General features: G+C 72.9%; 26 protein-coding genes. 12 read left to right on the top strand and 14 right to left on the bottom strand.

The window, feature by feature from the left end; all coding sequences use genetic code 11:
- The first annotated feature begins 29 nt into the window (after positions 1-29).
- Together ACWC94_RS30520 and ACWC94_RS30515 are read left to right on the top strand one after the other, a co-directional pair.
- Positions 30-656 (top strand): TetR/AcrR family transcriptional regulator, encoded by a 627-nt coding sequence (locus tag ACWC94_RS30520; protein ID WP_450800444.1) that lies wholly within the window; start codon positions 30-32, stop codon positions 654-656.
- A 17-nt stretch (positions 657-673) separates the two neighbouring features.
- Entirely contained in the window at positions 674-2,347 is a 1,674-nt protein-coding gene (locus tag ACWC94_RS30515; protein WP_450800443.1) for an FAD-binding dehydrogenase, read from the top strand.
- Positions 2,348-2,350: 3 nt separating this feature from the next.
- Here the strand turns inward: ACWC94_RS30515 and ACWC94_RS30510 are convergent, their stop codons facing one another.
- On the bottom strand, positions 2,351-2,698 hold the full coding sequence (locus tag ACWC94_RS30510; RefSeq protein ID WP_450800442.1) for a DUF488 domain-containing protein: 348 nt from the start codon (positions 2,696-2,698) through the stop codon (positions 2,351-2,353).
- 171 nt (positions 2,699-2,869) lie between these two features.
- Between ACWC94_RS30510 and ACWC94_RS30505 the strand changes: the two genes are divergently transcribed.
- The 5 genes from ACWC94_RS30505 (at position 2,870) to ACWC94_RS30485 (ending at position 8,080) form a co-directional block, all read left to right on the top strand.
- A complete protein-coding gene (locus tag ACWC94_RS30505; RefSeq protein ID WP_450800441.1) occupies positions 2,870-4,294 on the top strand; it encodes a M1 family metallopeptidase in 1,425 nt (474 codons plus the stop codon).
- 42 nt (positions 4,295-4,336) lie between these two features.
- The gene (locus ACWC94_RS30500) at positions 4,337-4,987 is read left to right on the top strand and encodes a hypothetical protein (RefSeq protein WP_450800439.1); all 651 of its coding nucleotides are present in this window, start codon (positions 4,337-4,339) and stop codon (positions 4,985-4,987) included.
- Positions 4,988-4,998: 11 nt separating this feature from the next.
- A complete protein-coding gene (locus ACWC94_RS30495; protein WP_450800438.1) occupies positions 4,999-5,703 on the top strand; it encodes a response regulator transcription factor in 705 nt (234 codons plus the stop codon).
- Entirely contained in the window at positions 5,700-7,562 is a 1,863-nt protein-coding gene (locus tag ACWC94_RS30490; RefSeq protein ID WP_450800437.1) for a sensor histidine kinase, read from the top strand. Before ACWC94_RS30495 ends, ACWC94_RS30490 begins: the two co-directional genes overlap by 4 nt.
- 68 nt (positions 7,563-7,630) lie before the next feature.
- Positions 7,631-8,080 (top strand): DUF6098 family protein, encoded by a 450-nt coding sequence (locus ACWC94_RS30485; protein WP_450800436.1) that lies wholly within the window; start codon positions 7,631-7,633, stop codon positions 8,078-8,080.
- Positions 8,081-8,137: 57 nt separating this feature from the next.
- Here ACWC94_RS30485 and ACWC94_RS30480 read toward each other — a convergent pair whose 3' ends face one another.
- Both ACWC94_RS30480 and ACWC94_RS30475 read right to left on the bottom strand, forming a co-directional pair.
- Positions 8,138-8,389, bottom strand: a complete 252-nt coding sequence (locus ACWC94_RS30480) for a WhiB family transcriptional regulator (protein ID WP_450800435.1) — start codon at positions 8,387-8,389, stop codon at positions 8,138-8,140.
- 332 nt (positions 8,390-8,721) lie between these two features.
- Complete coding sequence (locus ACWC94_RS30475) at positions 8,722-9,609, bottom strand: LysR family transcriptional regulator ArgP (protein WP_450800434.1); 888 nt, start codon at positions 9,607-9,609, stop codon at positions 8,722-8,724.
- A gap of 67 nt (positions 9,610-9,676) precedes the next feature.
- Here ACWC94_RS30475 and ACWC94_RS30470 point away from each other — a divergent pair, with 67 nt between their 5' ends.
- Together ACWC94_RS30470 and ACWC94_RS30465 are read left to right on the top strand one after the other, a co-directional pair.
- Positions 9,677-10,294: a LysE/ArgO family amino acid transporter gene (locus ACWC94_RS30470; RefSeq protein WP_450800433.1), complete on the top strand. Its 618-nt coding sequence runs from the start codon at positions 9,677-9,679 to the stop codon at positions 10,292-10,294.
- A gap of 100 nt (positions 10,295-10,394) precedes the next feature.
- Positions 10,395-11,702, top strand: a complete 1,308-nt coding sequence (locus ACWC94_RS30465) for an MFS transporter (RefSeq protein WP_450800432.1) — start codon at positions 10,395-10,397, stop codon at positions 11,700-11,702.
- A 1-nt stretch (position 11,703) separates the two neighbouring features.
- Here ACWC94_RS30465 and ACWC94_RS30460 read toward each other — a convergent pair whose 3' ends face one another.
- Together ACWC94_RS30460 and ACWC94_RS30455 are read right to left on the bottom strand one after the other, a co-directional pair.
- A complete protein-coding gene (locus ACWC94_RS30460) occupies positions 11,704-12,162 on the bottom strand; it encodes a cyclic nucleotide-binding domain-containing protein (protein ID WP_450800430.1) in 459 nt (152 codons plus the stop codon).
- Between the two features lie 281 nt (positions 12,163-12,443).
- Positions 12,444-12,686 carry a hypothetical protein gene (locus ACWC94_RS30455; RefSeq protein WP_450800429.1) on the bottom strand — a complete coding sequence of 81 codons (243 nt, stop codon included), beginning with the start codon at positions 12,684-12,686 and terminating at the stop codon, positions 12,444-12,446.
- A gap of 122 nt (positions 12,687-12,808) precedes the next feature.
- Between ACWC94_RS30455 and ACWC94_RS30450 the strand changes: the two genes are divergently transcribed.
- Both ACWC94_RS30450 and ACWC94_RS30445 read left to right on the top strand, forming a co-directional pair.
- The gene (locus ACWC94_RS30450) at positions 12,809-13,243 is read left to right on the top strand and encodes an ATP-binding protein (protein ID WP_450800428.1); all 435 of its coding nucleotides are present in this window, start codon (positions 12,809-12,811) and stop codon (positions 13,241-13,243) included.
- A 234-nt stretch (positions 13,244-13,477) separates the two neighbouring features.
- Positions 13,478-14,332 carry a SigB/SigF/SigG family RNA polymerase sigma factor gene (locus tag ACWC94_RS30445; protein WP_450800427.1) on the top strand — a complete coding sequence of 285 codons (855 nt, stop codon included), beginning with the start codon at positions 13,478-13,480 and terminating at the stop codon, positions 14,330-14,332.
- 19 nt (positions 14,333-14,351) lie between these two features.
- Here ACWC94_RS30445 and ACWC94_RS30440 read toward each other — a convergent pair whose 3' ends face one another.
- From ACWC94_RS30440 to ACWC94_RS30420, 5 genes are all read right to left on the bottom strand, one after another.
- Positions 14,352-16,574: an FUSC family protein gene (locus ACWC94_RS30440; RefSeq protein WP_450800544.1), complete on the bottom strand. Its 2,223-nt coding sequence runs from the start codon at positions 16,572-16,574 to the stop codon at positions 14,352-14,354.
- Between the two features lie 96 nt (positions 16,575-16,670).
- On the bottom strand, positions 16,671-16,880 hold the full coding sequence (locus ACWC94_RS30435; RefSeq protein WP_450800543.1) for a DUF4287 domain-containing protein: 210 nt from the start codon (positions 16,878-16,880) through the stop codon (positions 16,671-16,673).
- 96 nt (positions 16,881-16,976) lie between these two features.
- Positions 16,977-18,350, bottom strand: a complete 1,374-nt coding sequence (locus tag ACWC94_RS30430) for an NAD(P)/FAD-dependent oxidoreductase (protein WP_450800542.1) — start codon at positions 18,348-18,350, stop codon at positions 16,977-16,979.
- A 200-nt stretch (positions 18,351-18,550) separates the two neighbouring features.
- A complete protein-coding gene (locus ACWC94_RS30425; protein WP_450800426.1) occupies positions 18,551-18,985 on the bottom strand; it encodes an ATP-binding protein in 435 nt (144 codons plus the stop codon).
- Between the two features lie 150 nt (positions 18,986-19,135).
- Positions 19,136-21,034 (bottom strand): AMP-dependent synthetase/ligase, encoded by a 1,899-nt coding sequence (locus ACWC94_RS30420; protein WP_450800425.1) that lies wholly within the window; start codon positions 21,032-21,034, stop codon positions 19,136-19,138.
- A gap of 150 nt (positions 21,035-21,184) precedes the next feature.
- On the opposite strand from ACWC94_RS30420, the gene ACWC94_RS30415 reads away from it, so the two are divergent.
- Entirely contained in the window at positions 21,185-21,418 is a 234-nt protein-coding gene (locus ACWC94_RS30415) for a DUF6480 family protein (protein WP_450800423.1), read from the top strand.
- 9 nt (positions 21,419-21,427) lie between these two features.
- Here ACWC94_RS30415 and ACWC94_RS30410 read toward each other — a convergent pair whose 3' ends face one another.
- The 4 genes from ACWC94_RS30410 to ACWC94_RS30395 all read right to left on the bottom strand — a co-directional run.
- Positions 21,428-22,516 (bottom strand): glutamate--cysteine ligase 2, encoded by a 1,089-nt coding sequence (locus tag ACWC94_RS30410; protein WP_450800422.1) that lies wholly within the window; start codon positions 22,514-22,516, stop codon positions 21,428-21,430.
- Positions 22,517-22,611: 95 nt separating this feature from the next.
- Positions 22,612-24,852 (bottom strand): 1,4-alpha-glucan branching enzyme, encoded by a 2,241-nt coding sequence (gene glgB, locus ACWC94_RS30405; protein WP_450800421.1) that lies wholly within the window; start codon positions 24,850-24,852, stop codon positions 22,612-22,614.
- A 4-nt stretch (positions 24,853-24,856) separates the two neighbouring features.
- Positions 24,857-26,221 carry a maltokinase N-terminal cap-like domain-containing protein gene (locus tag ACWC94_RS30400; RefSeq protein WP_450800420.1) on the bottom strand — a complete coding sequence of 455 codons (1,365 nt, stop codon included), beginning with the start codon at positions 26,219-26,221 and terminating at the stop codon, positions 24,857-24,859.
- A gap of 28 nt (positions 26,222-26,249) precedes the next feature.
- Positions 26,250-26,571: alpha-glucosidase C-terminal domain-containing protein (locus ACWC94_RS30395; protein WP_450800419.1), on the bottom strand; the 322-nt coding region annotated here is incomplete at its 5' end.

Genomic DNA, 26,571 nt, shown 5'->3' with positions numbered 1-26,571 from the left:
GCGTATCGAACCCAGGGAGGCGGCAGCCGATGGACGACACCCCCAAGCGCGTCACCCGGCGCCGGGTGCAGACCCGGGCCCGGCTGCTCGGCGCCGCGTTCCAGGTGTTCGCGGCCAAGGGCTTCGGGCGCGTGTCCATCGAGGAGGTCTGCGAAGCGGCCGGCTTCAGCCGCGGGGCCTTCTACTCGAACTTCGCCACGCTGGACGAGCTGTTCTTCGCGCTGTACCAGGACCGCGCCGACCTCATCGCCGCCCAGGTGGCCGAGGCGCTCGCCCAGGACGGGCCCGGACTCGACGTGCCGGCCGCCGTGGACCGGGTCGCCGAGGTGCTGCTGCTCGACGTGGACTGGCTCCTGGTCAAGACCGACTTCCTGGTGCACGCCGCCCGCGACCCGGAGGTCGCCCGGGCCCTGCTGGACCACCGCACCCGGCTCCGGGAGGCGATCGCCGACCGGCTGTTCCGGGCGCGCGGCCACACCGGCCTGCCCGCCGTCCTCAACGACGTGGACGGCGCCGCGCACGCCGTGGTCGCCGCCTACGACGGCGTCACCGTCCAGCTGCTGCTGGACAAGGACGTCGAAGCGGCCCGGGCCTGGCTGAAACAGTTGCTCACCGCGCTTCTCACGGACGGCAGCAGTTGCCCATCGAGGATCTGAGGAAGGACACAGTCGCCATGGACGCGGACGTCATCGTCGTCGGAGCGGGCCTCGCCGGCCTGGTCGCGGCGCACGAGCTCACCAGCCGGGGCCGCCGGGTGGCCCTGGTCGACCAGGAGAACGCCGCCAACCTCGGCGGACAGGCGTTCTGGTCGTTCGGCGGGCTCTTCCTCGTGGGCTCCCCCGAGCAGCGCCGCCTCGGCATCAGGGACTCCTTCGACCTCGCCTGGAACGACTGGCAGGGCAGCGCGGGGTTCGACCGGCTCGACGACGAGGACTCCTGGGCGGCGCGCTGGGCCCGCTCCTACGTCGAGTTCGCGGCCGGCGAGAAACGGTCCTGGCTGCGCGGACACGGCATCGAGCTGCTGCCGACCGTCGGCTGGGCCGAGCGCGGCGACCTCCGGGCGGGCGGGCACGGCAACTCCGTACCCCGCTTCCACGTCGCCTGGGGCACCGGCACCGGCGTGGTCGAACCCTTCGTCCGGTACGCCCGCCAGGCCGCCCGGGACGGACTGCTGACCTTCCACCACCGCCACCGGGTCGACGAGCTGGTCATCGAGAACGGCACGGCACACGGGGTGCGCGGCACCGTACTCGCCGAAGACCGCTCGCCGCGCGGTGCCGCCTCCAACCGGGAGCGGATCGGCGACTTCGAACTCACCGCCCAGGCCGTCGTCGTCACCACCGGCGGTATCGGCGCCGACCACGACATCGTGCGCCGCTACTGGCCCGCGCGGCTCGGCACCCCGCCGGCCGAGATGGTCACCGGCGTCCCGGCCTACGTCGACGGCCGCATGCTCGACATCAGCGCCGAGGCCGGTGTCCGGCTGGTCAACCGGGACCGCATGTGGCACTACACCGAGGGCCTGCAGAACTGGGACCCGATCTGGCCCGGCCACGGCATCCGCATCCTGCCCGGCCCGTCGTCCGTCTGGCTGGACGCCCTCGGCCGTCGGCTGCCCGACCCCTGCCTGCCCGGATACGACACCCTGAACACCCTCAAGTACCTGCGCACCACCGAGGACATCGCCGGATACGACCACTCCTGGTTCATCCTCACCCGGAAGATCATCGAGAAGGAGTTCGCGCTCTCCGGCTCCGAGCAGAACCCCGACATCACCGCCAAGGACCGGGGCGCCGTACTGCGCGACCGACTGCTCGGCAAGGGCGCGCCCGCGCCGGTGCAGGCCTTCCTCGACAAGGGCGCCGACTTCGTGACCGCGGGCAACCTGGAGCAACTGGTCGCGAAGATGAACGCCCTCACCGACAAGCCGCTGCTGGACGCGGCCGAGGTGCGCCGCCAGATCGAGGCCCGCGACCTGCAGATCACCCACCCCTACAGCAAGGACTCCCAGGTCCAGGGCATCCACAACGCGCGTCGCTACATCGGCGACCGGCTCGGCCGGGTGGCCGCGCCGCACCGCATCCTCGACCCGGCCGCGGGCCCCCTCATCGGCGTCCGGCTGCACGTGCTGACCCGCAAGACCCTCGGCGGCATCCAGACCGACCTCGACTCCCGAGCCCTGGGCGTCGACGGCACGCCGATCGAGGCGCTGTACGCGGCGGGCGAGGTGGCCGGCTTCGGCGGCGGCGGGGTGCACGGCTACAACGCGCTGGAGGGTACGTTCCTCGGCGGCTGCCTGTTCTCGGGGCGGGCCGCGGGCCGGCACGCGGCCCGGCACACGGGCTGAGGCTCAGCCCTTCAGCAGCTCCAGCAGCACCTGCGCGTGGCTCTGCTCCGGTCTCTTGGACGCGGTCAGCAGGGTCACGCGCTTCCCGCGGGCCGCCCTGCGCAGGCCGTCGAGGACTTCGGCGGCCCCTGGAGCGTCGAGTTCCGCCTCGTAGCGGTGGCGGAACTCCTCGTACGAGCCGCCGCCGTGGTACCACTTGCGCAGCTCGGTGGAGGGCGTGATGCCCTTGGGCCACTCGTCGACACGCGCCTCGTCCTTGGCGAGGCCGCGCGGCCACAACCGGTCGACCAGCACACGCAGCCCGTCGTCGGACTCGGGTGCGTCGTAGATCCGGCGCACACGCACACTCACGGTCGTCACTCCCTCCCGGGACGGCGGACGGTGACGCGAGCGTAACCCGGTGGCCCCCGGTCCGCCGGACGGCCACGCCAGGAGACTTGACCGTGAGAAGAGCGAGGCCCGGACACCGGTGCCCCTAGTCTGTGGGCCAGCCGATCACCCGCAACCCCCCGAGGAGCGCCCGTGACGCCACCGCGCAGACAGCCCGCCCGGCGCCGTACCGCCGTCCTGCGCCGTGAGGCGGTGCTCGCCACCGTCCCCGTCGCCGTGGCCGCACTCGTCGGCGCCACCGGACCCGCGGCGGGCACGGCCGGCGCGGCCGGGGCAGGCGACCCCTACTTCCCGCTCAGCGGCAACGGCGGCTACCACGTCCGGCACTACGACCTGACGCTCCGTTACCAGAGCGACGCCCAGTACCTCGACGGCAGGGCCGTGCTCGCGGCCCGCGCCACCCGGAGCCTCAGCCGCTTCGACCTCGACCTCACCGGTCTGAAGGTCACCGCGGTCACCGTCGACGGCCTGCCCGCGGCCTTCCGGCGCGACGGCCAGGAACTCGTCGTCACCCCGCGCCACACCCTGCGCGCGGGAAGGGACTTCCGGGTCGCTGTCGCCTACCGCGGCACCCCGAAGCCGGTCACCGACCCCGACGACTCCGCCGACGGCTGGATCCCCACCGACGACGGCGCCTTCGTCGCGGGCGAGCCGCAGGGCGCGATGACCTGGTTCCCGGCGAACAGCCACCCCAAGGACAAGTCGTCGTACGACATCACGATCACCGTCCCGCAGGGGCGCACGGCCGTCGCGAACGGCGTCCTGCTCGCACAGCACACCGCACACGGGCGGACGACCTTCCACTGGCGCGAGACCCAGCCGATGGCCGCCTACCTGGCCACCGCCACCGTCGGAACGTTCAAGGTCGAGCAGTACACCACCCACGACGGCATCCGCGTGTACAACGCCGTCGACCCGCGCGAGGCGAGCGGGGCCGCGCCGGTGCTGAAGAAGCTGCCGTCCGTCCTGGAATGGGAGAGCAGCCTGTTCGGGCCGTACCCGTTCCGCTCCGCCGGCGCGATCGTCGACCACGCCCCGGACGTCGGCTACGCCCTGGAGACCCAGAGCAGGCCGCTCTACGACTCCGCGCCCGACATCGACACCCTCGTCCACGAGAGCGCCCACCAGTGGTTCGGCGACTCCGTCTCGCTGACCGCCTGGAAGGACGTCTGGCTCAACGAGGGTTTCGCCACCTACGCCGAGTGGCTGTACGACGAGCAGCACGGCGGCGACAGCGCCCAGGAGACCTTCGACGCCCTCTACGCCCACCCCGCGAGCGACCACCTGTGGGCCTTCCCGCCCGGCGACCCGGGCAGCGGTGAGAACATCTTCGACACGCCCGTCTACGCCCGCGGCGCGATGACGCTGCACGAACTGCGCAAGGCCGTCGGCGACCGGCACTTCTTCCGGATCCTGCGCGCCTGGGCGAGCGAACACCGGGGAGGCCACGGGACGACGGCCCAGTTCGTGCGGCTGGCGGAGCGGATCTCCGGGACGTCGCTGGACACGCTCTTCCACACCTGGCTGTACACCACAGGCAAGCCGGACAACGCCTGAACCCTGACCGGTTCCACACATCTGTCGGCCAGGGTCGGCACCATGGTCCGTCGCAGAACCGCCGTCGCTGTCCCGACCTCCCCGCTGCTGCTCACCGGTTGCGGCGGCGGAGCCGGGGCGACCGGGCGCCGGACACCCCCCACCGCTGAGGCCCGGACCGCCACCCCCGAGGTCCAGGCCGAGCAGGCGCCCCGGGGCATACCCGGCCTCGGTCCCGGAAGGCCGGCGGCGACACCCGGGCGGTGCGCGCGGGCCGTCGTCGTCACCGGGCGCGGGAAGAACTCCCCGCTCTCCACGGTCGTCCTGCACGAACGCACCGCCACGGGCCGGCAGGCGGGCACCGCACGGCCCGCCCGCAACGCGCGCGACGGCTGGAGCGCCCCTCACGTGCTCGGCGGCCCGCGCTCCCCACTCGGCGGCCACACCCGCGAACCGCTCGACGGCTGTTTCGACCACGTCGTCGCCGTCGACCACAACCGCGGGCCCGGCACCTCGCCCCCGGACCGGACCCGGCCCCTCGGCCCGGAGCACGGCGGCGGGGTCTGGCCGCACGCCGACCACGGCGGACCCACGCACGGCTGCGTCAGCGTCGCCAGGACCGTCGTGAAGGAACTGCTGCGCGCCCTCGGCCCGGCCCGGCATCCGGTCGCCGTCATGGGGTACGCCGACTGGCTCGCCGGCCGAGCCGCCTAGGATCCGAACTCGTGTGCGCACATGTACTGGTCGCCGAGGACGACGAGAAGCAGGCCGAACTGATCCGCCGCTCCCTGCTGGCCGAGGGGCACACCGCCACGGTGGTGCACGACGGCGCCGCCGCGCTCGACGCCGCCCGCCGGCTCCGGCCCGACCTCGTCGTCCTGGACCTGATGCTGCCGGTCGTCGACGGCTTCGGCGTGTGCCGGGCGCTGCGCGGCGGCGACGCCCCGGACATCCCGGTGGTCATGCTCACCGCCCGCTCCGCGGAGGACGACCTGCTGCGCGGCCTGGAACTGGGCGCCGACGACTACATGACCAAGCCGTACAGCCCGCGCGAGCTGATGGCCCGCATCCGCACGGTCCTCAGACGCAGCGGGCGCGGCGTCGGCACCCGGGACGACGACCCCGTCGTACGGGCGGCCGGGATCAGCGTCGACCCCGTGCGGCACGAGGTCCGCTGCGACGGCGTACCGGTGGAGTGCACGCCCGCCGAGTTCCAGATCCTGCTGGCCATGGCCGGGGAACCGGAACGGGTCTTCACCCGGCGGCAGTTGCTGCACTGCACCCGCGGCTTCGACCGGGCCTCCACCGAGCGGGCCGTCGACGTGCACATCATGAACCTGCGCCGCAAGGTCGAGACCGACCCGCGCCGCCCGGCACGGCTGCTGACCGTGTTCGGGGTCGGCTACAAGCTGAGCGGCGCGCGGCCGTGAAGCGCCGGCCACCGGCGGACCGGACGAAACGCCGGATCCCGCTGCGCAAACGGCTGCTCGTCCGGCTGCTGTCCGTCTCCGCCCTGATCGCCGTCTGCTCCGTGGCCGCCACCGCCTGGCTCGCGGTGACCACCACCACCAGCGCCCTGAAGGAGGAACAGGGCCAGGACCTCGCGGCGGACAACAGCATCCTCGCCCGGCTCAGCGGGTACGCCGCCACCCACGCCGACTGGAGGGACGTGCGGCGCACCGTGCGGGACCTGGCGGCCGTGACCGGACGCCGGATCGCGCTCACCACCGCCGACCGCACCCTCGTCGCCGACTCCGCGCCCCGCGGCACCCCGCTGCCGCCCCGGCCCGCCGCCACCGTCGACCCGCTGCGCACCGACACCTACAGCGAGACCGGCGCCCAGCTCAGCGGCATCGACCCGCGCGTGGTCGGCCCCTACCGGCTCCCGGCGAAGGAACGAGCGCGACTGGACGCGCTGGCCGCCCGGCGCAAGCAGTGCTACGAGCGCTACGGCCTGCGGCCCACCGTCGCACGGACCGCGAGCGGGCGGCCGGTGGTCGCCACCGCGGACGGCACCGATCCCGCCGCCGTCGGCGCGTCGGTGTGCGAGGACGGACAGCTGAACACGCCCACGCCGACCGAGCGGAAGGCCCTGGAGGAGTTGTCGGACCTGGCACGGCCCTGCCTGAGGCAGGCCGGCCTGGACCTCAGCGGGCCGATGTTCCTCACCTTCGACCCCAGCGGCAAGGACCCCTTCGGCGGCGGCTATCTCATCGCCAAGTACGCCAAGGCGGGCAAGGAGGCCACGGCGCGGGCCGCCCAGCACTGCGTCCTGACCGCCCGGCGTACCCAACTGGAGCCCTACACCGCCCCGATGGCCGAGTTGTTCCTCGGTATCGGCGACCAGAGCCCCTCCCGCTTCGACATGTCGCCGGCGAACAAGGCCAAGGTGATCGGTGCGGCCGGCCTGGTCCTCGCCGTCACCGTCGCCGTGACCGCCGTCGTCGCGATCCGGCTGGTACGGCCGTTGCGCGCGCTGACCGAGGCCGCGCAGCAGCCGCCCGAACTGCACGTACGGGTGCCGGTGACCACCCGGGACGAGACCGGCATCCTCGCCGAGGCCTTCAACGACCTGGCCGAGCGCCGCGAACGCCTGGAGGCCCAGCGCAAGGCGATGGTCAGCGACATCGCGCACGAGCTGCGCAGCCCGCTCACCAACATCCGCGGCTGGCTGGAGGTCGTCCGCGACGGGGTCGTCGAACCCGACCCGCCCCTGCTGGACTCGCTGCACGAGGAGGCGCTCGTGCTGCAGCGGATCATCGACGACCTGCAGGACCTCGCCGCCGCCGACGCCGGCACCCTGCGGCTGCACCGCGAGCCGCTGCCCGCCGGTGATCTGCTGGACCAGGTCGCCGCCGCCCACCGGGTCGCAGCCGACGCCGCCGGGGTCGCCCTGCGCACCGAGGCCGACGCCGCCGCCTGGATGGACGCCGACCCGGTACGGATGCGGCAGGCCCTCGGCAACCTGGTCTCCAACGCGCTGCGGCACACCCCGGCCGACGGCACGGTCACCCTCACCGCCCGCCGGGACGGCCCGGATGCCGTTCTCACCGTCGCCGACACCGGCACGGGCATCGCGCCCGAGGACCTGCCGCACGTCTTCGACCGGTTCTGGCGCGCCGAGAAGTCCCGCAGCCGGCGCACCGGTGGCAGCGGCCTCGGTCTGCCGATCGTGCGGCACCTGGTCGCCGCCCACGGCGGCACGGCCGAGGCCGCGAGCGCGCCCGGCGGGGGCGCGGTCTTCACGCTGCGGCTGCCCGCGGCGGGGCCGCCCGCCGACGACACCTGATCGCTTCCGATTCCCCGCGCCCGCCAGGGGTACTCCGGTCCCGCGGCGCAGTCGAGGGAGGTCGTGGCATGGGAGCAGAGGAGGACCTGCCGGTCCTGTCCACGCTCGCCGAGGTGGCCCGCCTGGTGGAGAGGCACCGGGGCCTGTACGTGCGCTGGTCCCGGGGGCCGGGCACCGACCTCGCCGACGTCTCCAGCACCGACGACCTCACCGGCGTACCCATGCCCGGGCTGTCCGCCAGTCCGCTCGACGTGGAGCAGTGGTGGGAGGACCGCCCGGTGGAGCTGTGGGTGGCGCGCCGGTTGTACGACTACGCGCACCTGCCGCACGACAAGGGACCCGGCGTACGTCCCTGGGTCCTGCGGGGCAGGGAGACGGCCCGGGGCCCCGACAACGAGCCGCTCGTGACCGACGCCGAGCCGTTGTGCTGGATCGCCGACGAGGTGATCGACGCGGCGAGGACCGAGGTGACCCGGCAGGAGCGGGAGTGGGGGACCCTGCGCCGCGGGAGCCGCTGAGGCCGGGGCCCGCGGGTGTCCCGGCCGGCCGGGCGTACGGGCACCTGGGGTTCCCGGTCAGCCGGAGCGCGGACGGGTGCGGGCGCGACGGCGCAGCGCCCGGCGCTCCGGCTCGGTCGTCCCGCCCCAGATGCCGATTCCCTGCCCCGTCTCCAGCGCCCAGTCCAGACACTGCTCCCGGACGGGGCAGTGCCCGCAGACCGCCTTGGCGTGCTGCGCCTGCACCTGCGCCGGCCCCGTCGTGCCGATGGGGAAGAACAGGTCGGGATCCTCGTGACGGCACGCGGCATGGTCGCGCCAGTTGTCCATGGAAGTCTCCTGGATCGGATCGAAGTCGTCCGTGCCTGTCGAATGCGTACGTCGGACTCGGGTGACCGGACGGGACGGTGTGAAACGGCGCAGCCGGCAGGGGATCGTGTGACGGCGCGATCCGGTCACGGGCGCGCGTACGGCCCGTCTCGAGCCGCACGCGCTCAACAGGCGGGCCACCGGGCCGAGAAGACCCGTGCCAGACCGGGCACCGGTGGCGCGGAGTCGGGAGCGAGGGCCGGGTGGACCGCCGAGCGCCGCGCCACCGCGCGACCACCGTACGGCGCGGGGCGCTCGCGGTGGTGCGAAACGGCTGGAACGTGACGCTCCGGTCAGCGGCGCAGCGCCTCGGCCGCCGTCGCCGTCACCGCATCGGCCAGCGCCGCCAGCGCGGGGGAGTCGAGCTTCCACTGCTGCCAGTGCAGCGTGACGTCCATCCAGGTGCCGGGCGCGAGCAGCACCAGCCGCCCGTCGGCCAGCAGCGGTTGCGCCTGGACCTCCGGCACCATGCCCCAGCCGAGTCCCGCGGCCACCGCGTCCAGGAAGCCCTCGGAGGTGGGCACATGGTGCCTGAGCCGGCTCGCGGACCCGCTGCCCAGCCGCCGTACGAAGGCGTCCTGGAAGTCGTCCTTGCGGTCGAAGACCACGACGGGCGCCTCGGGCAGGGCGTCCGCGAGGGGCCGTTCGCCGATCCGGGTGCGGCTCAACTCCGGTGTGGCGACGGGCAGATAGCGCATCCGTCCGAGCGGCCGCACGGTGCAGCCCGGCACCGGGTCGGGGGCGGTGGTCACCGCCGCCATGACCAGGCCCTCGCGCAGCAGGGCCGCCGTGTGGTCCTCGTCCTCCCGGTGCAGTTCGAAGCAGAGCCCCGCCACCCGGGTCAGCGCCGGCAGGAACCAGGTCGCCAGCGAGTCCGCGTTCACCGCCACCGAGACCCGCGTCGGCTCTCCGGCACCGCTCAGCCCCAGCTCGCCCCGGGCGTCCCGCTCCAGCCGGGCGAGCTGCCGCGCGTACCGCACCAGCACCGCGCCCGACTCCGTGGGCCGCACCGGCTTGGTGCGCTGCAGCAGCACCCGGCCGGTGCGCTGTTCCAGGGCCTTGACCCGCTGGCTGACCGCCGACGGGGTCACGTGGAGGGCCGCCGCGGCGGCGTCGAAGGTGCCCTCGTCCACCACGGCGAGCAGGGTGCGCACCTGGTCCAGGGGGATATCCGTCATCACGTCTGCTAAGGATACGTAAGGATCATTAGCTGGACTTGGGAGGGGCCGGTTTCCTAGGTTCGGGGGCATGAACCACGCCCTGACCGCCGCGGTCGCCGGATTCGGCGCCGGCCTGTCCCTGATCGTCGCCATCGGCGCCCAGAACGCCTTCGTCCTGCGGCAGGGGGTGCGCCGGGACGCGGTTCTCGCGGTGGTGGGCATCTGCGCCCTGTCCGACGCGGTGCTGATCGCTCTCGGCGTCGGCGGGGTCGGGGCCGTCGTGGTGGCGTGGCCGGGCGCGGTCCGTGCGGTCGGGATCGTCGGCGGTGTCTTCCTGGTCTGCTACGGAGCCCTCGCCGCCCGCCGGGTCCTCAGGCCGGGTACGGCCGGACTGAGCGCCGAGGGGGAGGCCGCCGGATCCCGGCGCCGGGCGGTGCTCACCTGTCTGGCGATGACCTGGCTCAACCCGCACGTCTACCTGGACACCGTGTTCCTGCTCGGTTCCCTCGCCGCCGACCGGGGTGCCCTGCGCTGGACCTTCGGGCTCGGCGCGGCGCTCGCCAGCCTGTGCTGGTTCGCCGCGCTCGGCTTCGGTGCCCGGTTGCTCGGCGGCTTCCTGGCCCGGCCGGCGGCCTGGCGGGCCCTGGACTGCCTGGTCGCGGTCACCATGCTGGCGCTGGGGGTCACGCTCGTCGCCGGATCCTGAACAAACCGTGTGCACACGGGTCGCCGAGATAGTTAGGCTCTCGAATTGAAAAGATGTAGCGAGCAACCTCTGTCGGCAACAGGACATCACCAGGACACCCGTGGACACGAGCGAGAGCAGTACCACCGAACCCGCCCCCGCGACGGATGCGTCGGACGCGCCGGCCCCGCCCCGGCGCGGCTGGCGCCGCTGGGCGATGGACACCCGTCCCCTGCGCATCCCCGCCTACCGGCGCCTGTGGACGTCGACCATCGTCACCGCCGTCGGCAGCCAGCTCACCGCCGTCGCCGTGCCCAAGCAGATCTACGACATCACGCACTCCTCGGCGTGGGTCGGGTACGCGAGCCTGGCCGGCCTCCTGCCCATGGTGGCGTTCGCGCTGTGGGGCGGGGCGGTCGCCGACACCGTGGACCGCCGCAAGCTGCTGCTGGTCACCAACTCCGGCATCGCGGTGACCTCGCTGCTGTTCTGGGCGCAGGCCGCCACCGGGCTGGACTCGGTCGTCGTACTGATGCTGCTGCTCGCCCTCCAGCAGGCGTTCTTCGGTCTCAACGCGCCCGCCCGCAACGCCTCCATCGCCCGGCTCGTCCCGGCCGAGGAACTGCCGGCAGCCAACGCGCTCGGCTCCACGGTGATGCAGACCGGCCTGGTGGCGGGCCCGCTGCTCGCGGGTGTGCTCATCCCCGTCATCGGGCTGCCCGAGCTGTACCTGATCGACGCGCTGGCTCTGTGCGTGACCGTGTGGGCCGTCTTCCGGCTGCCCCCGCTGCCGCCGCTCGGCGAGGTCGCCGCCCGCCGGGCCGGGGTGCGCGAGATAGCGGCCGGGTTCCAGTACCTCTCCCGGCACAAGGTGCTGCTGCTGTCCTTCCTCGCCGACATCGTCGCCATGGTGTTCGGCATGCCCCGCGCCCTGTTCCCGCAGCTGGCCGCGCAGACGTACGACTCCTGGGGCGAAGGGCTCGCGCTCGGCGCGCTGTTCGCCGGCATCCCGGTCGGCGCGGTGCTCGGCGGCCTGTTCTCCGGGGCGTTCTCACGGGCCCGCCGGCACGGCTGGATGGTCATCGGGGCGGTCGTCGGCTGGGGCGTGGCCGTCGCCGGGTTCGGGCTGAGCGGCAACCTCTGGGTGGCCCTGGCCTTCCTCGCCGCGGCCGGTGTCGCCGACATGGTCTCGATGGTGTTCCGCGGCGCGATCCTGCTGTCGGCGGCGACCGACGAGATGCGCGGCCGGATGCAGGGCGTGTTCACCGTGGTCGTCGCGGGCGGCCCGCGCCTGGCCGACGTGCTGCACGGTACGGCGGGTTCGGCGTTCGGCCCGCGCGCCGCCGTCGCGGGTGGCGGCGCCCTGGTCGTCGTGGTGATGCTGGCCCTGACCGCCGCGGCGCCGGCGCTGCGCCGGTACCGGATCTGAGCTACAGCAGACCGGTGCGGCGCTGGATGGCGTACTGGTCCATCAGCTTGCCCCGGGTCGTCTCCAGGCGGTGGGCGAGGATCTCGGCCACCGTCCGCACCAGCGAGAGCCCGAGCAGCGGATCCTCCACGGACAGCGCGAGCACCGAGGGCCCGTCGAACTCGTAGGCGCGTACGTTGCTGAAGGCCACCGCGCCGAAGTCCCACTGGTACGGCGGGAACAGCCAGGACCAGCCGAGCAGGTCGCCCGCGCCGAGCGTGGCCACCGTCACCCGCTGCCGGGAGGTGACCTGGGTGTCCAGGTGGACCGCGCCCGACCGGATCACCCAGAACCGGTCGGCCGTGCCGCCCGCCTCGAAGATGCGTGTGTCCTCCGGGAACGAGATCTCCTTGGCCAGCTCCATCAGGCGCTCGCGCTGCTTCTGCGGCAGGGCGGTCAGCAGTTTTATCGCTTTGGTCATGGCGCGGGGCTCCTCGCCGGAGGCGGTTCGGGTGCTTTCCTCTCAGCCCATTTCAGCCGCTGCCGTCGCCGCGGGCACCTCGAAGGACGCGGATTTCCTCGCCGCCCTTCCGGTCCGCCGCCGGTTTCCGGGCAGGAAAAAGCCCTGGCTGGACGGGGGAGACCAGCCAGGGCCGTATGCGGTGACGCGGGGAGGGAGGAAGGACGGCTCCGGTCCGCTCCGGCATCACGTATGTATGAAAGATAAACCATCTGGTGGGCGTTCAGGAAGCCAGAAGCGGGTCACGTGACCTGTTTCACGCCTTCCGTCGCAGTCGGTGGCCGGCCCGGGCTGACGATCTCCTCCAGGACCCGCAGCACCGCCTCGAACGCCCGCGCCCGCCCCGCGGCCTCCCGCGCCCCGTCCGGATCCGTCGCCGCCAGGCTGTGCGCGCGCTCCCGCCAGGCCCGCTCCTCCTCCGCCGCCCGCTCCCGGCCGCGCTGAATGCGCCGCAACAACTCGTCCGCGTCCACGACATCGGTCATACCGCTCGAGTACCCGCCCGGTCCGCGGTGATGGCAACGGCACCGAACGTGTTTGACGGCGCCGCCAGGGGTCAGCCGGAAGGGGAGAGTCATGCACCCGGGCACCGTTCAGGGAGGAAGGGATGCTCGACAAGCACCGGACCAGCTCCTCCACGACGCTGCGGGAACCGTGCCGCCGGCTGCCGCGCCGGCCGGCCGACGCCCGCAGAACGGTGCAGCGAGTGGTCGCCGAACGCTGCCGGACCCACGCCGTCCGCTGCGGTGCCGAGGCCATGGAGGACGCCCTGCTCGTCACCTCGGAACTCACCACCAACGCCATCCTGCACGGCGGCGGCATCACCGGTTTCGACGTGGACGTCGACTCCGCCGGCGTACGCGTGTCGGTCAGCGACGGCAGCGACGAACTGCCGGTGGCCGTCGCGCCCGTCGACGAGCGCGGCCGCGCCCGGCCCGGCGGTCGCGGCTGGCCCATCGTGTGCCGGCTGGCCCGGGACGTGCGGGTGGCGGAGCTGCCCTGCGGGGGCAAGCGCATCACGGCCGTCGTACCGCTGCGCTGAACCCGGGCGGGAAGTTCCGCCCCCGCGGTGTTTGCTCCTTGGCGCCGGGGGCAGGCGGAGTTTCGTGCTTCGGACCGGAGGCGCGCGCCCAGCGGGAACCGTACGACCGCCCTGGGTCCCCTCCTGGTGGACCGGGCGGCCGACCCGCGGCGAACCCTGACACCACCGTTCGGGCCAGGCCACGAACCTCGTTCCGGCCGTGTGCCCTGAAACCACGTTCAGGAGCGATTCCGCATGCTGACCGACATGTCGACAAGCCGTCCCGGCACGCCCACCACGACCGCGGCCGCCGCGACATCCGCCCGGCGGCCCCATGACGACGCCCCGGACACCGTGAAGCTGTTCGCCCGGCTGGCGGAACTGGACGACGGCCCCGAGCGGGACGCCGTACGCGACGAACTCGTCACCGCCTGGCTGCCCATGGCCCACCGGATCGCCGGGCGCTTCCGCGACCGGGGCGAGTCCGTCGAGGATCTGCGGCAGGTGGCCGCGCTCGGGCTGGTGAAGGCCATCGACCGCTTCGACCCCTCCCGGGGGGCCTTCGAGAGCTACGCCGTGCCGACCATCACCGGCGAGGTCAAGCGGCACTTCCGGGACCGGATGTGGGCCCTCAGGGTGCCCCGCCGGGTGCAGGAACTGCGCAACCGGGTGCGGGTGGCCCGCCGGGAACTCACCCAGAACCCCGGCAGCCCCGAACCCAGCGTCGCCGAGATCGCCGGGCACACCGGCCTCAGCGAGGAGGACGTCACCGCGGGCCTGGAGGCGCTGGAGAGCTTCAGCACGCTGTCCCTGGACGCCGAACTGTCCACCGGGGAGGACGGCTACAGCCTCGCCGACACCCTCGGCGCGGCGGACGCCTCGTACGACGTCGTGGTGGACCGCGAGGCGGCCCGGGAGGGGCTGCGCCGGCTGCCGGAGCGGGAGCGGGCCATCCTCTACATGCGCTTCTTCGAGGACATGACGCAGAGCCGCATCGCCGACCGGCTGGGCATCTCCCAGATGCACGTCTCCCGGCTGATCAGCCGCAGCTGCGCCCGTGTCCGCGACGAGGCACTGGGGCGGCGCCCCGGCGGGACCACCCCGGTCTGAGCGCGCGGGCGGCGCGGCGTCATCGCGTCTGCCGGGCCGTTCCCGTGGCGAGGCCCAGCGGCCGGGCGAGGCCCGACACCGCCTCGTCCAGCCGCTGCAGATGGCGCAGCACCCGGTCGGTGACCCGGCCGTAGCGCGGGGTGCGCAGGGTTCCCGGCTCCAGCATCGAGGCGATGCTGGGGCCGGTCTCCATCTCCGCCGTGGCCCTGGAGTCCTCCACATGCGCGGCGATCGCCTCGATGTTGTGGACGATCCGCCCGCACGCCCCGCGCAGCCGGGGGTCCGCCGCGATCGACGGATGCGTCGGCAGCAGCTCGGCCGTGGCCGCGAGCGAGCGACCGTGGTAGGCGCACGTCTCCAGCAGTGCCACCACGTACCGGGCGGTGTCGCGGCGTGAGCGCAGCGGGGTGATCGGATGCGTCAGCGGCTGGGTGGCCGCCCGCAGATCGGCCAGCGCCTGGTCCAGATCGCGCGCCTGCTCCACCAGATCGGCGCCCGCTCCGCCGCTCAACTGGTCGACGGCGGCCCGCGTGACCTCCGCGAGCCGGTTCAGGACCGTGACGAGGAGTTCGTTGGTCCGGCGGTCGGTGTGGACCGGCAGCACCACCGCCGCCGCGACCACCCCGCAGGCCGCACCGAGAGCCGTCTCCTCCACCCGCAGCACCAGCACCGCCGTGCTGTAGGTGTTCAGCAGTGTGTACAGCAGCCCCAGCATCGCCGTGACGAAGAACGACATCAGCGTGTACGACAGCGGCGCCGTGTAGAACATCGCGAAGATGAACACCAGCACGAGTGCGAACGCCGTCCAGGTGTGCTGACCGACCAGGCCCGCCAGGCCGATTCCGGCCACCACGCCGAGGACCGTGCCCAGCAGCCGCCGGTAGCCCTTCACCAGGATCTCGCCGGTCGATGCCGTGTTGATGAAGACGATCCAGCAGGTCAGCACCGCCCAGTACCAGCGCTGACTGGACAGCAGCTCACCGCCCGCGATGGCCAGCGCGGAGCCGACGGCCACCTGGACCGCGGCCCGTGTCGTGGGCCGCCGGAGCCCCGACGGCTCCGGCTCCTCCGCCTCCCGCTCCTCGCCCGCCTCGATCGCGGCGTCCTCCGCGTCCAGCTCCTCGCGCGAGCGGGTCGTCGCCGGGCTGTCGTCGGAGTCGTCCTGCGGCCCGTCCAGCGCCAGCCGCAGACCCAGCGCGGCACGGGCGGCCTCGCCGAGCCCGCGGAAGACGTCCTGCACCGCCGGGGCTGCCTTGGGCAGGTTCTCCTCGTCGCGGTAGCCGAGCAGCCGGTTGCGCACCTGGGCGAGCGCGGTGCCCCTGGCCTCGCCTACCGGCCGCAGCATCAGCAGCCGCAGCGCCTGCAGGTCCCGGCGCAGCGCCTCCGTCGCCTCGTCCCGCACGGGCAGCCCACCGCCGGAGGGCAGCGCGGCGCCCGGCAGATGCAGGGTGAGGGTGTCGGTCCGCTCGGCGCTGCGCGCGGTGAGCAGCAGCAGGCCGAGCCGCTCGGCGGCGATCTCGGCGTCGGCGACCCGGCGCTGCAGCAGCCGGGCCACCGCCGTGTCGGAGGTGCCGTCCTCCAGCCGTCCCTGGATCATCAGCGCCGTCTCGTGCAGCCGCGCGGTGGCGGCGCGCAGGTCGTCCAGGACCTTGTCCACGTCGTCGGGGCCGGCGTCCAGCAGCTCGGCCTGCACGGAGATCAGTTGGGCGAGCCGGGCCCGGAACGCCCGCCGCAGCCGGTCCAGGGTGCCCGCCGGGGTCTGCGGCAGCAGCACGAACCGGGCGGTGGCGCTGCACGCGAACGCCACACAGATGACCCCGTACAGCGCGGGCAGCGCGGTGGCGGTCGCGCGCACGAACAGGGACAGGAAGTAGACCTGAAAGCCGATCAGGCCCAGCGCGGTACCGCGGTCGCCGAACCTGCGGCCGTAGACCGCGCAGAAGATCAGGACGACGAAGAACAGGTCGCCGACGACGACCAGTTGGTGCAGCACCGCGCCCAGCGACACCGAGGCCAGCGCCACCGGCAGCCCCAGCGCGAGCGTCACGGCCTGCGGGGCGCGCTGCTTCTCCCGGATGGCGAAGGTCGACACCATCGCCGCCATGGCACCGGCGACCAGCTGCGGCACCGGCACCCGCAGGGCGGCCAGGACGGCGAGGGTGAGCGCGATCGCGGTGACCGTGCGCAGTCCGGCGGTGAGTCTGAGCAGACCGGGATCGGAGGCCGCGAGCCGGTCCCACATCCGTACCCGCCCCGGCCGTCCCGCTGTGCCCACGCCGCCGCGCTCTCTCCCGTGCCCGAAATGGATCTACGGTCCAGCATCGCACGACGGCCCGGGCTACTTGCCCCCGGCCAGCGTGGCGGCCACCAGGGCATTGGCGTGTCCGTGTCCGAGACCGTGCTCGGACTTCAGCCAGCCCACCAGTGCCATGTGCTTCGTCAGCGGCGAGGAACGGATCAGCTCCTGCCACTCCGCGACCGGCCGGCCGTACTTCTTCTCGATCGAGGGGAAGTAGCTCGCCGGGCCCTTGGCGGTCTTCTCGGCCATGGTGGTGTGTCCCATCCGTGTGACGTGTGCTGATCACCGGGTAGGACCGCCGATCCGCCGGGAAGTGATCGGCGGCCTTCGGTGATCCGCGTCACATCAGAGGTTCTCCGCCGCCGCCCCCTCCACCTGTGCCCGCACCTGTTCCGGGGACAGATACGCGTCGGTGAACTCGAAGTCCTTCAGACGGGCCGGCTTGCGGGCCTGGAAGCCGGTGCGGACGAAATCGTCGCCCGCGAGCGAGTTCAGCAGCCAGTTGGTCATCACCCGGGTCTTCGCGACGTTGGTGCGCAGCGCCGACCAGTGGTAGCCGCGGGCCACCACCTGGGCCGGTACCCCGCGCAGTTCGACGCCGAGCGGCTTGGACACGGCGTCCTTGCCGCCGAGGTCGACGACGAGACCCAGGTCCTTGTGCACATACGGCTGCATCGACTGGCCGCGCAGGGTCGCGATGACGTTGTCGGCGACCTTCTTGCCCTGGCGCATGGCGTGCTGCGCGGTGGGCGGGCAGACCGCGTCGTCGCCCTTGGCCAGGTCCGGTACGGCGGCCGAGTCGCCGAGCGCGAACACCCCGTCGTGGCCGGGCAGGCACATCTGCGGGGTGACCGCCAGCCGGCCGCGGACCGTCTCCGCGCCGAGCGTGGCCATCAGCGGGCTCGCCACCACCCCCGCCGTCCAGATCAGCGTGTGCGTCGGCACCACCCGGCCGTCGGTGAAGGTGACCTCCTCCGCCCCGGCCTTGTCGATCGACACGCCGAGCGACACGTCGATGCCGCGCCGCCCCAGGATCTCCTGGGCGCTGCGGCCGAGCTTGTCGCCCAGCTCCGGCATCAGCTTGGGCGCGATGTCGATCAGATGCCACTTGATCAGGCCGGGGTCCAGCCGCGGGTAGCGGGTGACGGCGGCGTGCGTCAGCCGTTGCAGACAGGCGGCGGTCTCGGTGCCCGCGTATCCGCCGCCGACCACCACGAACTGCAGTCGCGCGGCCCGCTCGGCCGGATCGTCGCTGGCGTCCGCGAGGTCGAGCTGTGTGATGACGTGGTCGCGGATGTAGGCCGCCTCGGCGAGGGTCTTCATCCCGAAGGCGTGCTCGGTCAGCCCCGGGATGTCGAAGGTACGGGTCACGCTGCCGGGTGCCAGCACGATGTAGTCGTACGGCTCGTTGACGATCTTGTCGGTGATGGTGCGGACGACACACACCTTCGCCTTCAGGTCCACCCCGACGGCGCCGCCCGGCAGGATCCGGGTGCGGTACTTCTTGCTGCGGCGCAGGCTGAGGGCGATCGACTGCGGCGTGAGCACCCCGGAGGCGACCTGGGGCAGCAACGGCAGATACAGCTGATAGGAGAACGGCGTCACCAGGGTGACGTCGGCCTCGGCGGGAGCGAGCTTCCGTTCGAGGCGGCGGACGCACTCGACGCCGGCGAAGCCTGCGCCAACCACCAGGATCCTGGGTCGTGTCACGGTGTTCATTCCTCTCTGCGGCTCCAGGCGGTCCGACTCGACGCCGTTGGTGTGCCCTGGACCGATGCGCAGCACCTTCGATCCCACCGTGGCCCAGCCGTTCCGCCAGCTGGGCGTGACGGGCACACGAACGCGTGGGCACCAGCATGCCCCCACTCCGGTGGGAGTAACCGGTTGTCGCACAGGTACACGTCGTACACGTGATGTGGTCACCAGGGCAGGAACACGTGGACGTCCTTGCCCTCGTCGTGGACGACCACGCTGACCTGCGTGCACAGGGTCTGCACCAGATGCCAGCCGATGCCGCCGCCGCCCGTGCGCGGGTGGAAGGGCCGCGGCTCCGGCCTGGTCGTGCTCGTGTCGCGCATCGTCACGTGCACGCCGTCGAAGGTGCGGCGCATCCGCAGACCGAACGGCCCGGGCGCGTACTGGATCACGTTGGCGGCCAGCTCCGTCACCACCAGCAGGATGTCGTCCCAGTACTCGTGCGCGGCCGGCGGCGACCGTGTGGCGAGCGCGCACAGGAAGTCCTCCGCGGCCAGCCGCGCCTCCGTGACATTGCGCAGCTCACCCGCGAAGGAGAAGGTGCGCTCGTACCTGTCCTCCGCGGACGGTGTCTCGTCCCAACGCGGCTCCGTCGCCATCTCGCATTCCCCGGTCCCGGCCGGTCAGGGCCCTGGCGGATCCCCGGACCAGGACGGTCGTAGGTGCTGGTCTGCTTCTGTGCTTGCGGGTTCCCGTCCCCGCGCGGGCTATCCGTCCGCCCCGGCCCGCGGTCCCTGTGCTCCACCCCCTCAGCGGAAGACGTCGTCCGGCTCGTCCCAGTCCGCCGGCTCCTGCGGACCGCGCGCCGCCCGGGACCGCGCCAGGTACATCGCGTCGATCTCGGCGGCGTAGTGCCGCACGATCACGTCCCGGCGCAGCTTCAACGACGGCGTGAGCAGTCCGTTGTCCGCGGCGAACGGCTCCTGCAGGACACGGTAGACCCTGATCGACTCCGCGCGGGACACCGCGGCGTTCGCCGAGGCGACGGCCCGCGCGATCTCCTCCCGCAGCGCGTTCTCCTCGCGGGCCTCCCGGCCCGGACTGTCGCTCTGGAGCGCCAGGGTGGCCCGCCAGTCGGCCAGGAACTCCGGGTCCAGGGTGATCAGGGCGCCGACGCAGGGCCGGTTGTCGCCGATCACGACGGCCTGGTGGACGAGCGGGTGCATGCGCAGCCGCTGCTCCAGCGGGGCCGGGGCGACACTCTTGCCGCCGCTGGTGACGATGACGTCCTTCTTGCGCCCGGTGATCGTCAGATAGCCCTCGGAGTCCAGCCGCCCGATGTCCCCGGTGGCCAGCCAGCCGCCGCGCAGCACGGCCCGCGTCGCCGCCTCGTCGCCGACATAGCCCTGGAACACCGACGGCCCGCGCACCAGGATCTCCCCGTCGTCGGCCACCTGGACCTCGGTGCCCGGCAGCGGCCGGCCGACCGTACCCGCCTTCTCCCGGCCGAGCGGCTGCATCGTGATCCCGCCGGAGGTCTCGGTGAGGCCGTAACCGTCGTGCACGAACACCCCGATGCCCTCGTAGAACAGGGTCAGGTCGCGGCTGAGCGGGGAACCGCCGGAGGTGCCGCGCACCACCCGCCCGCCGAGCGCCGCGCGCAGCCTGCGGTACACCGTGCGCTCGTACAGGGCGTGTTGCAGCCTCAGCTCGAGCCCCGGCCCCGGCCCGGTGCCCAGCCGGTGGCGCTCCTGGGCCTGGGCGAAGTCCCGCGCGGTCTGCGCGGCCCGCTCGAACAGGGCACCCCGGCCCACCTGCCCGGCCGCCCGCAGGAACTTCTTGTAGAGCTTCTCGAACAGCGACGGCACGCCGTACAGATACGTCGGCCGGAAGGTGGTCAGCGCCGACGACAGTGACGCCTCGGTCAGCTCCGGCTCGTGCGCCATCAGGGCACCGCCGCGCACGCACACCAGCATGATCATGAGGCCGTACACATGGGAGAACGGCAGGAACGCCAGCACGGACGGCTGCACGCCCGGCGGAGCGGCGGTGTGCAACCAGCCGGCCAGGTAGGTGTCGCACGGGTGGGCCAGACCCCGGTGGCTCAGCGCACAGCCCTGGGGGCGTGCGGTGGTACCGGAGGTGTAGACGACCGCCGCCGTGGCGTCCGGCAGCACGATCCGGCGCAGCGACTCCACCGTGGTGTACGGCACGACCGCGCCCTGCCGGACGAGTTCGGACACCGCGCCCGCGTCCAGCTGCCAGACATGGCGCAGCCGGGGCAGCCCGGCACACACCGTGCCGACGGTCATGACGCCCTGATCGTCCTCCACGACCATGGCCACACAGCCGGCGTCCCGCAGGATCCACTCGACCTGGTCGCGTGAGGAGGCCGGATGGATCGGCACGATCTCGGCGCCGACGGCCCACAGCGCGTGGGCGAAGACGGTCCACTCGTAGCGGGTGCGGGACATCAGGGCCACCCGGTGGCCCGGCGAGATCCCGGCGGCGACCAGCCCCTTGGCCAGTTCCACCACCTCGTCCCGCAGCTCGACGGCCGTCACCTCCTGCCACACGGTGGCGGCGGTGTCCACGCGGTACGCGAGCACCGGCAGGGTCGGACTGCGCTCCGCGGTGGCGAAGACGCTGTCGGCGAGACCGCCGGTGAGCGGCGGGGAAACGACGGGAGCGAGGGCCACGTCGCGCATGCGCTGCTCCTGGGTGTACGGAGGGTCACACCGCCGATCGGCTCTGTGTCGGCGGTGCTCGAATCTAGCCCAGCGGAGCGTGTTCGGTACCGGGAACGGGGAAGTCGTGATCGGTTGATGATGTGGGCGTGTCCTGGGGACTCGGCAGACATGAGTCATGTGAACCCCGATCCGGAACCAGAACGCACCACCGGACTGGAGCCCGGGGGCTCGGTACCGCCGGGCGAGACCCCGCCCGCCGAGAGCAGCCTGCCCGAGGCCGGCCCGCGGGAGCCGCACGTCCAGCGCAGAGGGTGGGCGAAGGCGCCGATGACGCTGATCATCGTCCTCGTCGTGCTGATCGCCGCCTTCTTCCTGGCCTACGCCCTCGCCCTGATCCTGTGACCGGCCCGCTCAGCCCTGGGTGTGCCGCACGCACTCGGTGACGACGTCCCGCAGGCTGCCGGTCCGCTCCAGCAGCCGGTGCTGCCGGCGGGCCCCGTTGCCGTGCCGGAGCAGCTCCGCGACGCCCTGCTCGGCGCGCTCCGCGTCGCCGCAGGCGGTGAGCGCGTCCCCGGTGTTCTCCAGCAGCGAGCGGAGCACCTGCGCTGCGGGTACGGGCCGCATGGTCGGCGGATCGAGCAGGTTCTCCTCCAGACCGAACCGGGCGGCCTGCCAGTCGGCGAGCCTGAGCAGGCTCACGCTGTGGCCGCACGCGGGCCGGCCGGCCCGCCAGTCCCGGGCGGCCGTCTCCACGAGTGCGCGGCTGAGCGTCGCGATCAGCGCGGCGGTCTCCGCGCTGAGGCAGACGTCCGAGACACGGATCTCCACGGTCGGATAGCGGGCGGACAGCCGCGCGTCGAAGTAGACCATCCCCACGTCGAGAATGGCGCCGGTGGCCACCATCTCGGACACCCGCCGGTGATAGCGCTCGGCCGACTCGAACAGCTCCGTCGGCCCCGCCGACGGCCAGCGGTTCCACACCCGGCTGCGATAGCTGGCGTAGCTGGTGTCCTTTCCCTGCCAGAACGGGGAGTTGGCGCTGATCGCGCGGAGTACCGGCAGCCAGGGGCGGATCCGGTCGAGGACCGCGACGCCCTCCTCGTCGGACTCCACCGACACATGCACATGGCAGCCGCACACCAGCTGCTCCCAGGTGGGTATCCCGTACCGCTCGGCCAGCCACTGGTAGCGCTCGTTCACGCTGAGGGCGGGACTGACCGGCAGGGGAGAGGTGGCGAGGGCGACGACCGCGCTGCCGATCTCGCCGGCGTGGCGGGCCGCCTCCTTGCGCCAGCGCACGATCTCCTCGCCGAGGGCCGCCATGTCCGCCTGCGGATGCGTGGCGAACTCCAGCATCTGCCCGAACAGCTCCTTCTCGAACACGTGCTGCCCGGGATCGTCATGAGCGACACGGGCGAGGACGGCCGCCGCCAGCGCCTTCGGCTCGCCCGTGTCCGGGTCGACCAGAAGGAGTTCCTCCTCCACTCCGACGGTGCGCAACGTGGTGCCACCCTTCTGTGTCCCTGCCACGAGGGGCAGTCGTGGGTCTGTACGACCCCGACTGCCCCTCGGCGGGCCGCCGACACCTGCGCCCTTCAGCGCTCCGGTGCCAGCCAGACCGTGGCGAGCGGCGGCAGCGTGAGCCTCAGGAAGCCGTCGTCCGGCTTCAGCGGCTCCGCGGTGCCGACCCCGCTGCCGCCGTAGCGGCCGTCGTCCGTGTTCAGCGTCTCCTGCCATGCACGGATCCCGTCCGGGACCCACAGCCGGTAGTCCTGCCGGACGACAGGGGAGAAGTGGGACACCGCGAGCAGGGGGGAGCCGTCGGCGGCGAACCGCAGGAACGCGAAGACGTTGTCGTCCGCCGCGTCGCACAGCACCCACCGGAAGCCGCCCGGGTCGGTGTCCCGCTGCCACAGCGCGGGCGTCGCCCGGTACACGGTGTTCAGCTCCCGCACCAGGTCCTTGACGCCCCGGTGGTCGCCGGCCGAGTGGTAGTCGTCGTCCAGCAGCCACCACTCGGGGCCGTGCGCCTCGGACCACTCCGCTCCCTGGGCGAACTCCTGCCCCATGAACAACAGCTGTTTGCCCGGATGGGCCCACATGAAGCCAAGATAGGCACGGTGGTTGGCCCGCCGCTGCCACCAGTCGCCCGGCATCTTCGACACCAGCGCCTGCTTGCCGTGCACCACCTCGTCGTGGGAGATCGGCAGGACGTAGTTCTCGCTGTAGGCGTACACCATCGAGAAGGTCATCTCGTGGTGGTGGTACTTGCGGTGCACCGGCTCCTTCTGGATGTACTGCAGCGAGTCGTGCATCCAGCCCATGTTCCACTTCAGCCCGAAGCCGAGCCCGCCGCTGTCCGTCGGCCGGGTCACCCCGTCCCAGGCCGTGGACTCCTCGGCGATGGTCACCACGCCCGGGCAGCGCCGGTAGACGGTGGCGTTCATCTCCTGCAGGAAGGCCACCGCGTCCAGGTCCTCCCGCCCGCCGAACACGTTCGGCTCCCACTGGCCGGAGTCCCGTGAGTAGTCCAGGTAGAGCATCGAGGCGACGGCGTCCACCCGCAGCCCGTCGATGTGGAACTCCTGGCACCAGTACACGGCGTTGGCGACGAGGAAGTTGCGCACCTCGGTCCGGCCGTAGTCGAACTCGTACGTCCCCCAGTCCGGGTGCTCGGCGCGCGCCGCGTTCCCGGGTTCGTACAGCGGATCCCCGTCGAACCGGGCCAGCGCCCAGTCGTCCTTGGGGAAGTGCGCCGGCACCCAGTCCATGATCACGCCGATGCCGGCCCGGTGCAGCGCGTCCACCAGGTACTTGAAGTCGTCCGGCGAGCCGAGGCGGGGCGTCGGCGCGTAGTAGGAGGTGACCTGGTACCCCCAGGAGCCGCTGAACGGATGCCCGGCGACCGGCATCAGCTCGACGTGCGTGAACCCCATCTCCTTGACGTAGGCGGGCAGTTCCGCCGCGAGCTGCCGGTAGGTCAGCCCCTGCCGCCAGGACGGCAGATGCACCTCGTACACGGAGAACGGCGCCTGGTGCACGGGCGTGTCGCCCCGGTGGGCCATCCACTCGGCGTCGCCCCACTCGTACCGCGACACCGCGACGACCGACGCCGTGTCGGGCGGCACCTCCGTGCGCCGCGCCATCGGGTCGGCCTTCAGGAAACGGTGGCCGTGGCGCGAGGTGATCTCGAACTTGTACCGGTCGCCCTCGCCGATCCCGGGCAGGAACAGCTCCCACACCCCGGACGCGCCCAGCGACCGCATCGGGTACTGCGTGCCGTCCCAGTACGTGAAGTCCCCGGCCACCCGCACCCCCTGGGCGTTGGGCGCCCACACGGTGAAGCGGGTGCCCGGCACGCCCTGGTGCGTCATCGGCTCGGCACCGAGCGCCTGCCACAGCTGCTCGTGCCGGCCCTCCCGGATCAGATGCAGATCCAGCTCACCGAGAGCGGGCAGGAACCGGTACGGATCGTGCACCTCCTGTTCGGCGTCGTCGTACGCCACCAGCAGCGTGTACGACGGGATCTCCGGGTACGGCAGAACGGCCGCGAACAGACCGTCGCCCTCCGACCGGAGGGCGTCCCGAGCCCCGTCGACCACGACGCTCACCGAGCGCGCGTTCGGGCGCAGCGCACGGAACAGGACGCCGCCCGGGACCGGGTGGGCACCCAGCAGGGCGTGCGGATCGTGGTGGGCGCCGCCGAGCAGCCGGGCGCGGTCGGCGGGGTCGAGCGCAGCGGGAAGGGGGTCCCCCCGGACAGGTTCCGGAGCGGGGACGGCCGCGACCGGTCGGGGGCCGGCCGCCTCGGGGCGTGCGGTGTCGCGCAGGGCCATGTCGTCAGCCTCCCCACACGGCGAGCCGCTTGATCGCCGCCATCGGTACCGGCAGCCAGTCCGGCCGATGTCTCGCCTCGTACAGCACCTCGTACACCGCCCTGTCCGTCTCGTGCGCGCGCAGCAGCGCGTGCTTCTTCCGTGGATCCCAGCCCGCCCGGACCGCGTAGCCCGCGCAGAACGCCTCCCGGCAGCGGCGCGCCCACTCGGGTCGCCAGGGGCGGCGCTGCCGGGCCGCGTAGTCGAAGGAACGCAGCATCCCCGCCACGTCCCGTACCGGGGAGTGCGGGGCGCACCGCTCGGCGAGCGGCCGGGACGGCTCGCCCTCGAAGTCGATGACGAACCAGTCGCGGCCGGCCCGCAGCACCTGCCCGAGGTGCATGTCGCCGTGGATGCGCTGGGCGGGCGGCCCGGTGTCGCAGGTGGCGAGGGCCCCGAACGCGGCCCGCAGCCCGGGCGCGTAGGGCCTGAGCCCCGGTACGGCGTGCGCGGCCGCCTCCAGCCGTGCGCACATCGCCTGTGCCGTACGGCCGTTCTCGCCCGGCCCCGCCGGACCGAACGCCTCGGCCAGCGCCAGGTGCACCTCGGCCATGGCCCGGCCCAGCTCATGGGCCTCGGCGGTGAAGTCGTCGCCCGCGGCGAGCGCGCGCAGCGCCAGCGTCCAGCCGTCGGAGGCGTCCGGCAGGAACGGCTGCAACACGCCGAGGGTGGCCGGCTGCGGGGCGGTCGTACCGAACCACGCCACCGGCGCGGGCACCCGGGTGCAGCCCTGTGCGGCCAGCGCGGCCGTCACCTCCAGGTCCGGGTTGACGCCCGGCTGGATCCGGCGGAAGACCTTCAGGATGTACGCGTCGCCGTACACGATCGACGAATTGGACTGCTCGGCGTCCAGCAGGCGCGGCGGCAGCCCGCCGGGCAGCTCGGCGCCCGGGGCCGCGTCGAACCGCAGCGGGCCGGCCGCACCGGGCTGCCGCAGCCGCTCCAGGAGCAGATGCGCCGAGCGCGGATCGTGCAGCGCGTCGTACACCGCGAGCCCGGCGAACGGACCCCGGTCGGCCCGCCCGATGTACGCCCGCTCGAGCCGGGGGGCGAGGTGCTCGCGCAGGCCGAGCAGCAGCTGGTAGCAGTCGCCGGGCGGGGGAGTGCCGCCCGGCGTGGGCACGGGCGCGTGCGAGGCGTGCACCAGCAGGTGCATGCACCCCGGGAACAGCTCGGTCACGGACAGCACCGACAGATCGGCGACGGGCCGGTCCTTGCCCGCGAACCAGCGTTGCCTCGGCAGCCATTGCCGCAGCAGCTCGCCCAGCGACACCAGGGGTCCTTCGAGGCCGGCCGCGCTTCTCGGTCGAGCGGTGATGGTCTTCGGCATGACGCGTCCTTTCCTCGGCGCCGGGCGTTCAGCGACGGCGGCCGATGCGGGATGCGACTCGGGTGAGCCGGAACCAGTAGAAGCCGTGGCCTTGCAGGGTCAGCAGGTAGGGAAGCTCACCGATGGCGGGGAAGCGCACGCCGCCGATCAGTTCGACGGGGTGCCGTCCGTCGTACGCCCGCAGATCGAGTTCGGTGGGCTGCGCGAAGCGGGAGAAGTTGTGGACGCACAGCACCAGGTCGTCCCCTCCGTCCTCTGACAGGGGGGCCTCCCGCAGGAAGGCGAGGACGGCCGGGTTGGAGGACTGCAGCTCGTTGTAGGACCCCAGTCCGAAGGCGGGGTTCTGCTTG

The sequence above is a fragment of the Streptomyces sp. NPDC001135 genome, assembly GCF_053598395.1.
The sequence above is the reverse complement of the archived record's forward strand: the minus strand, read 5'-3'. Positions and strand labels throughout refer to the sequence as shown.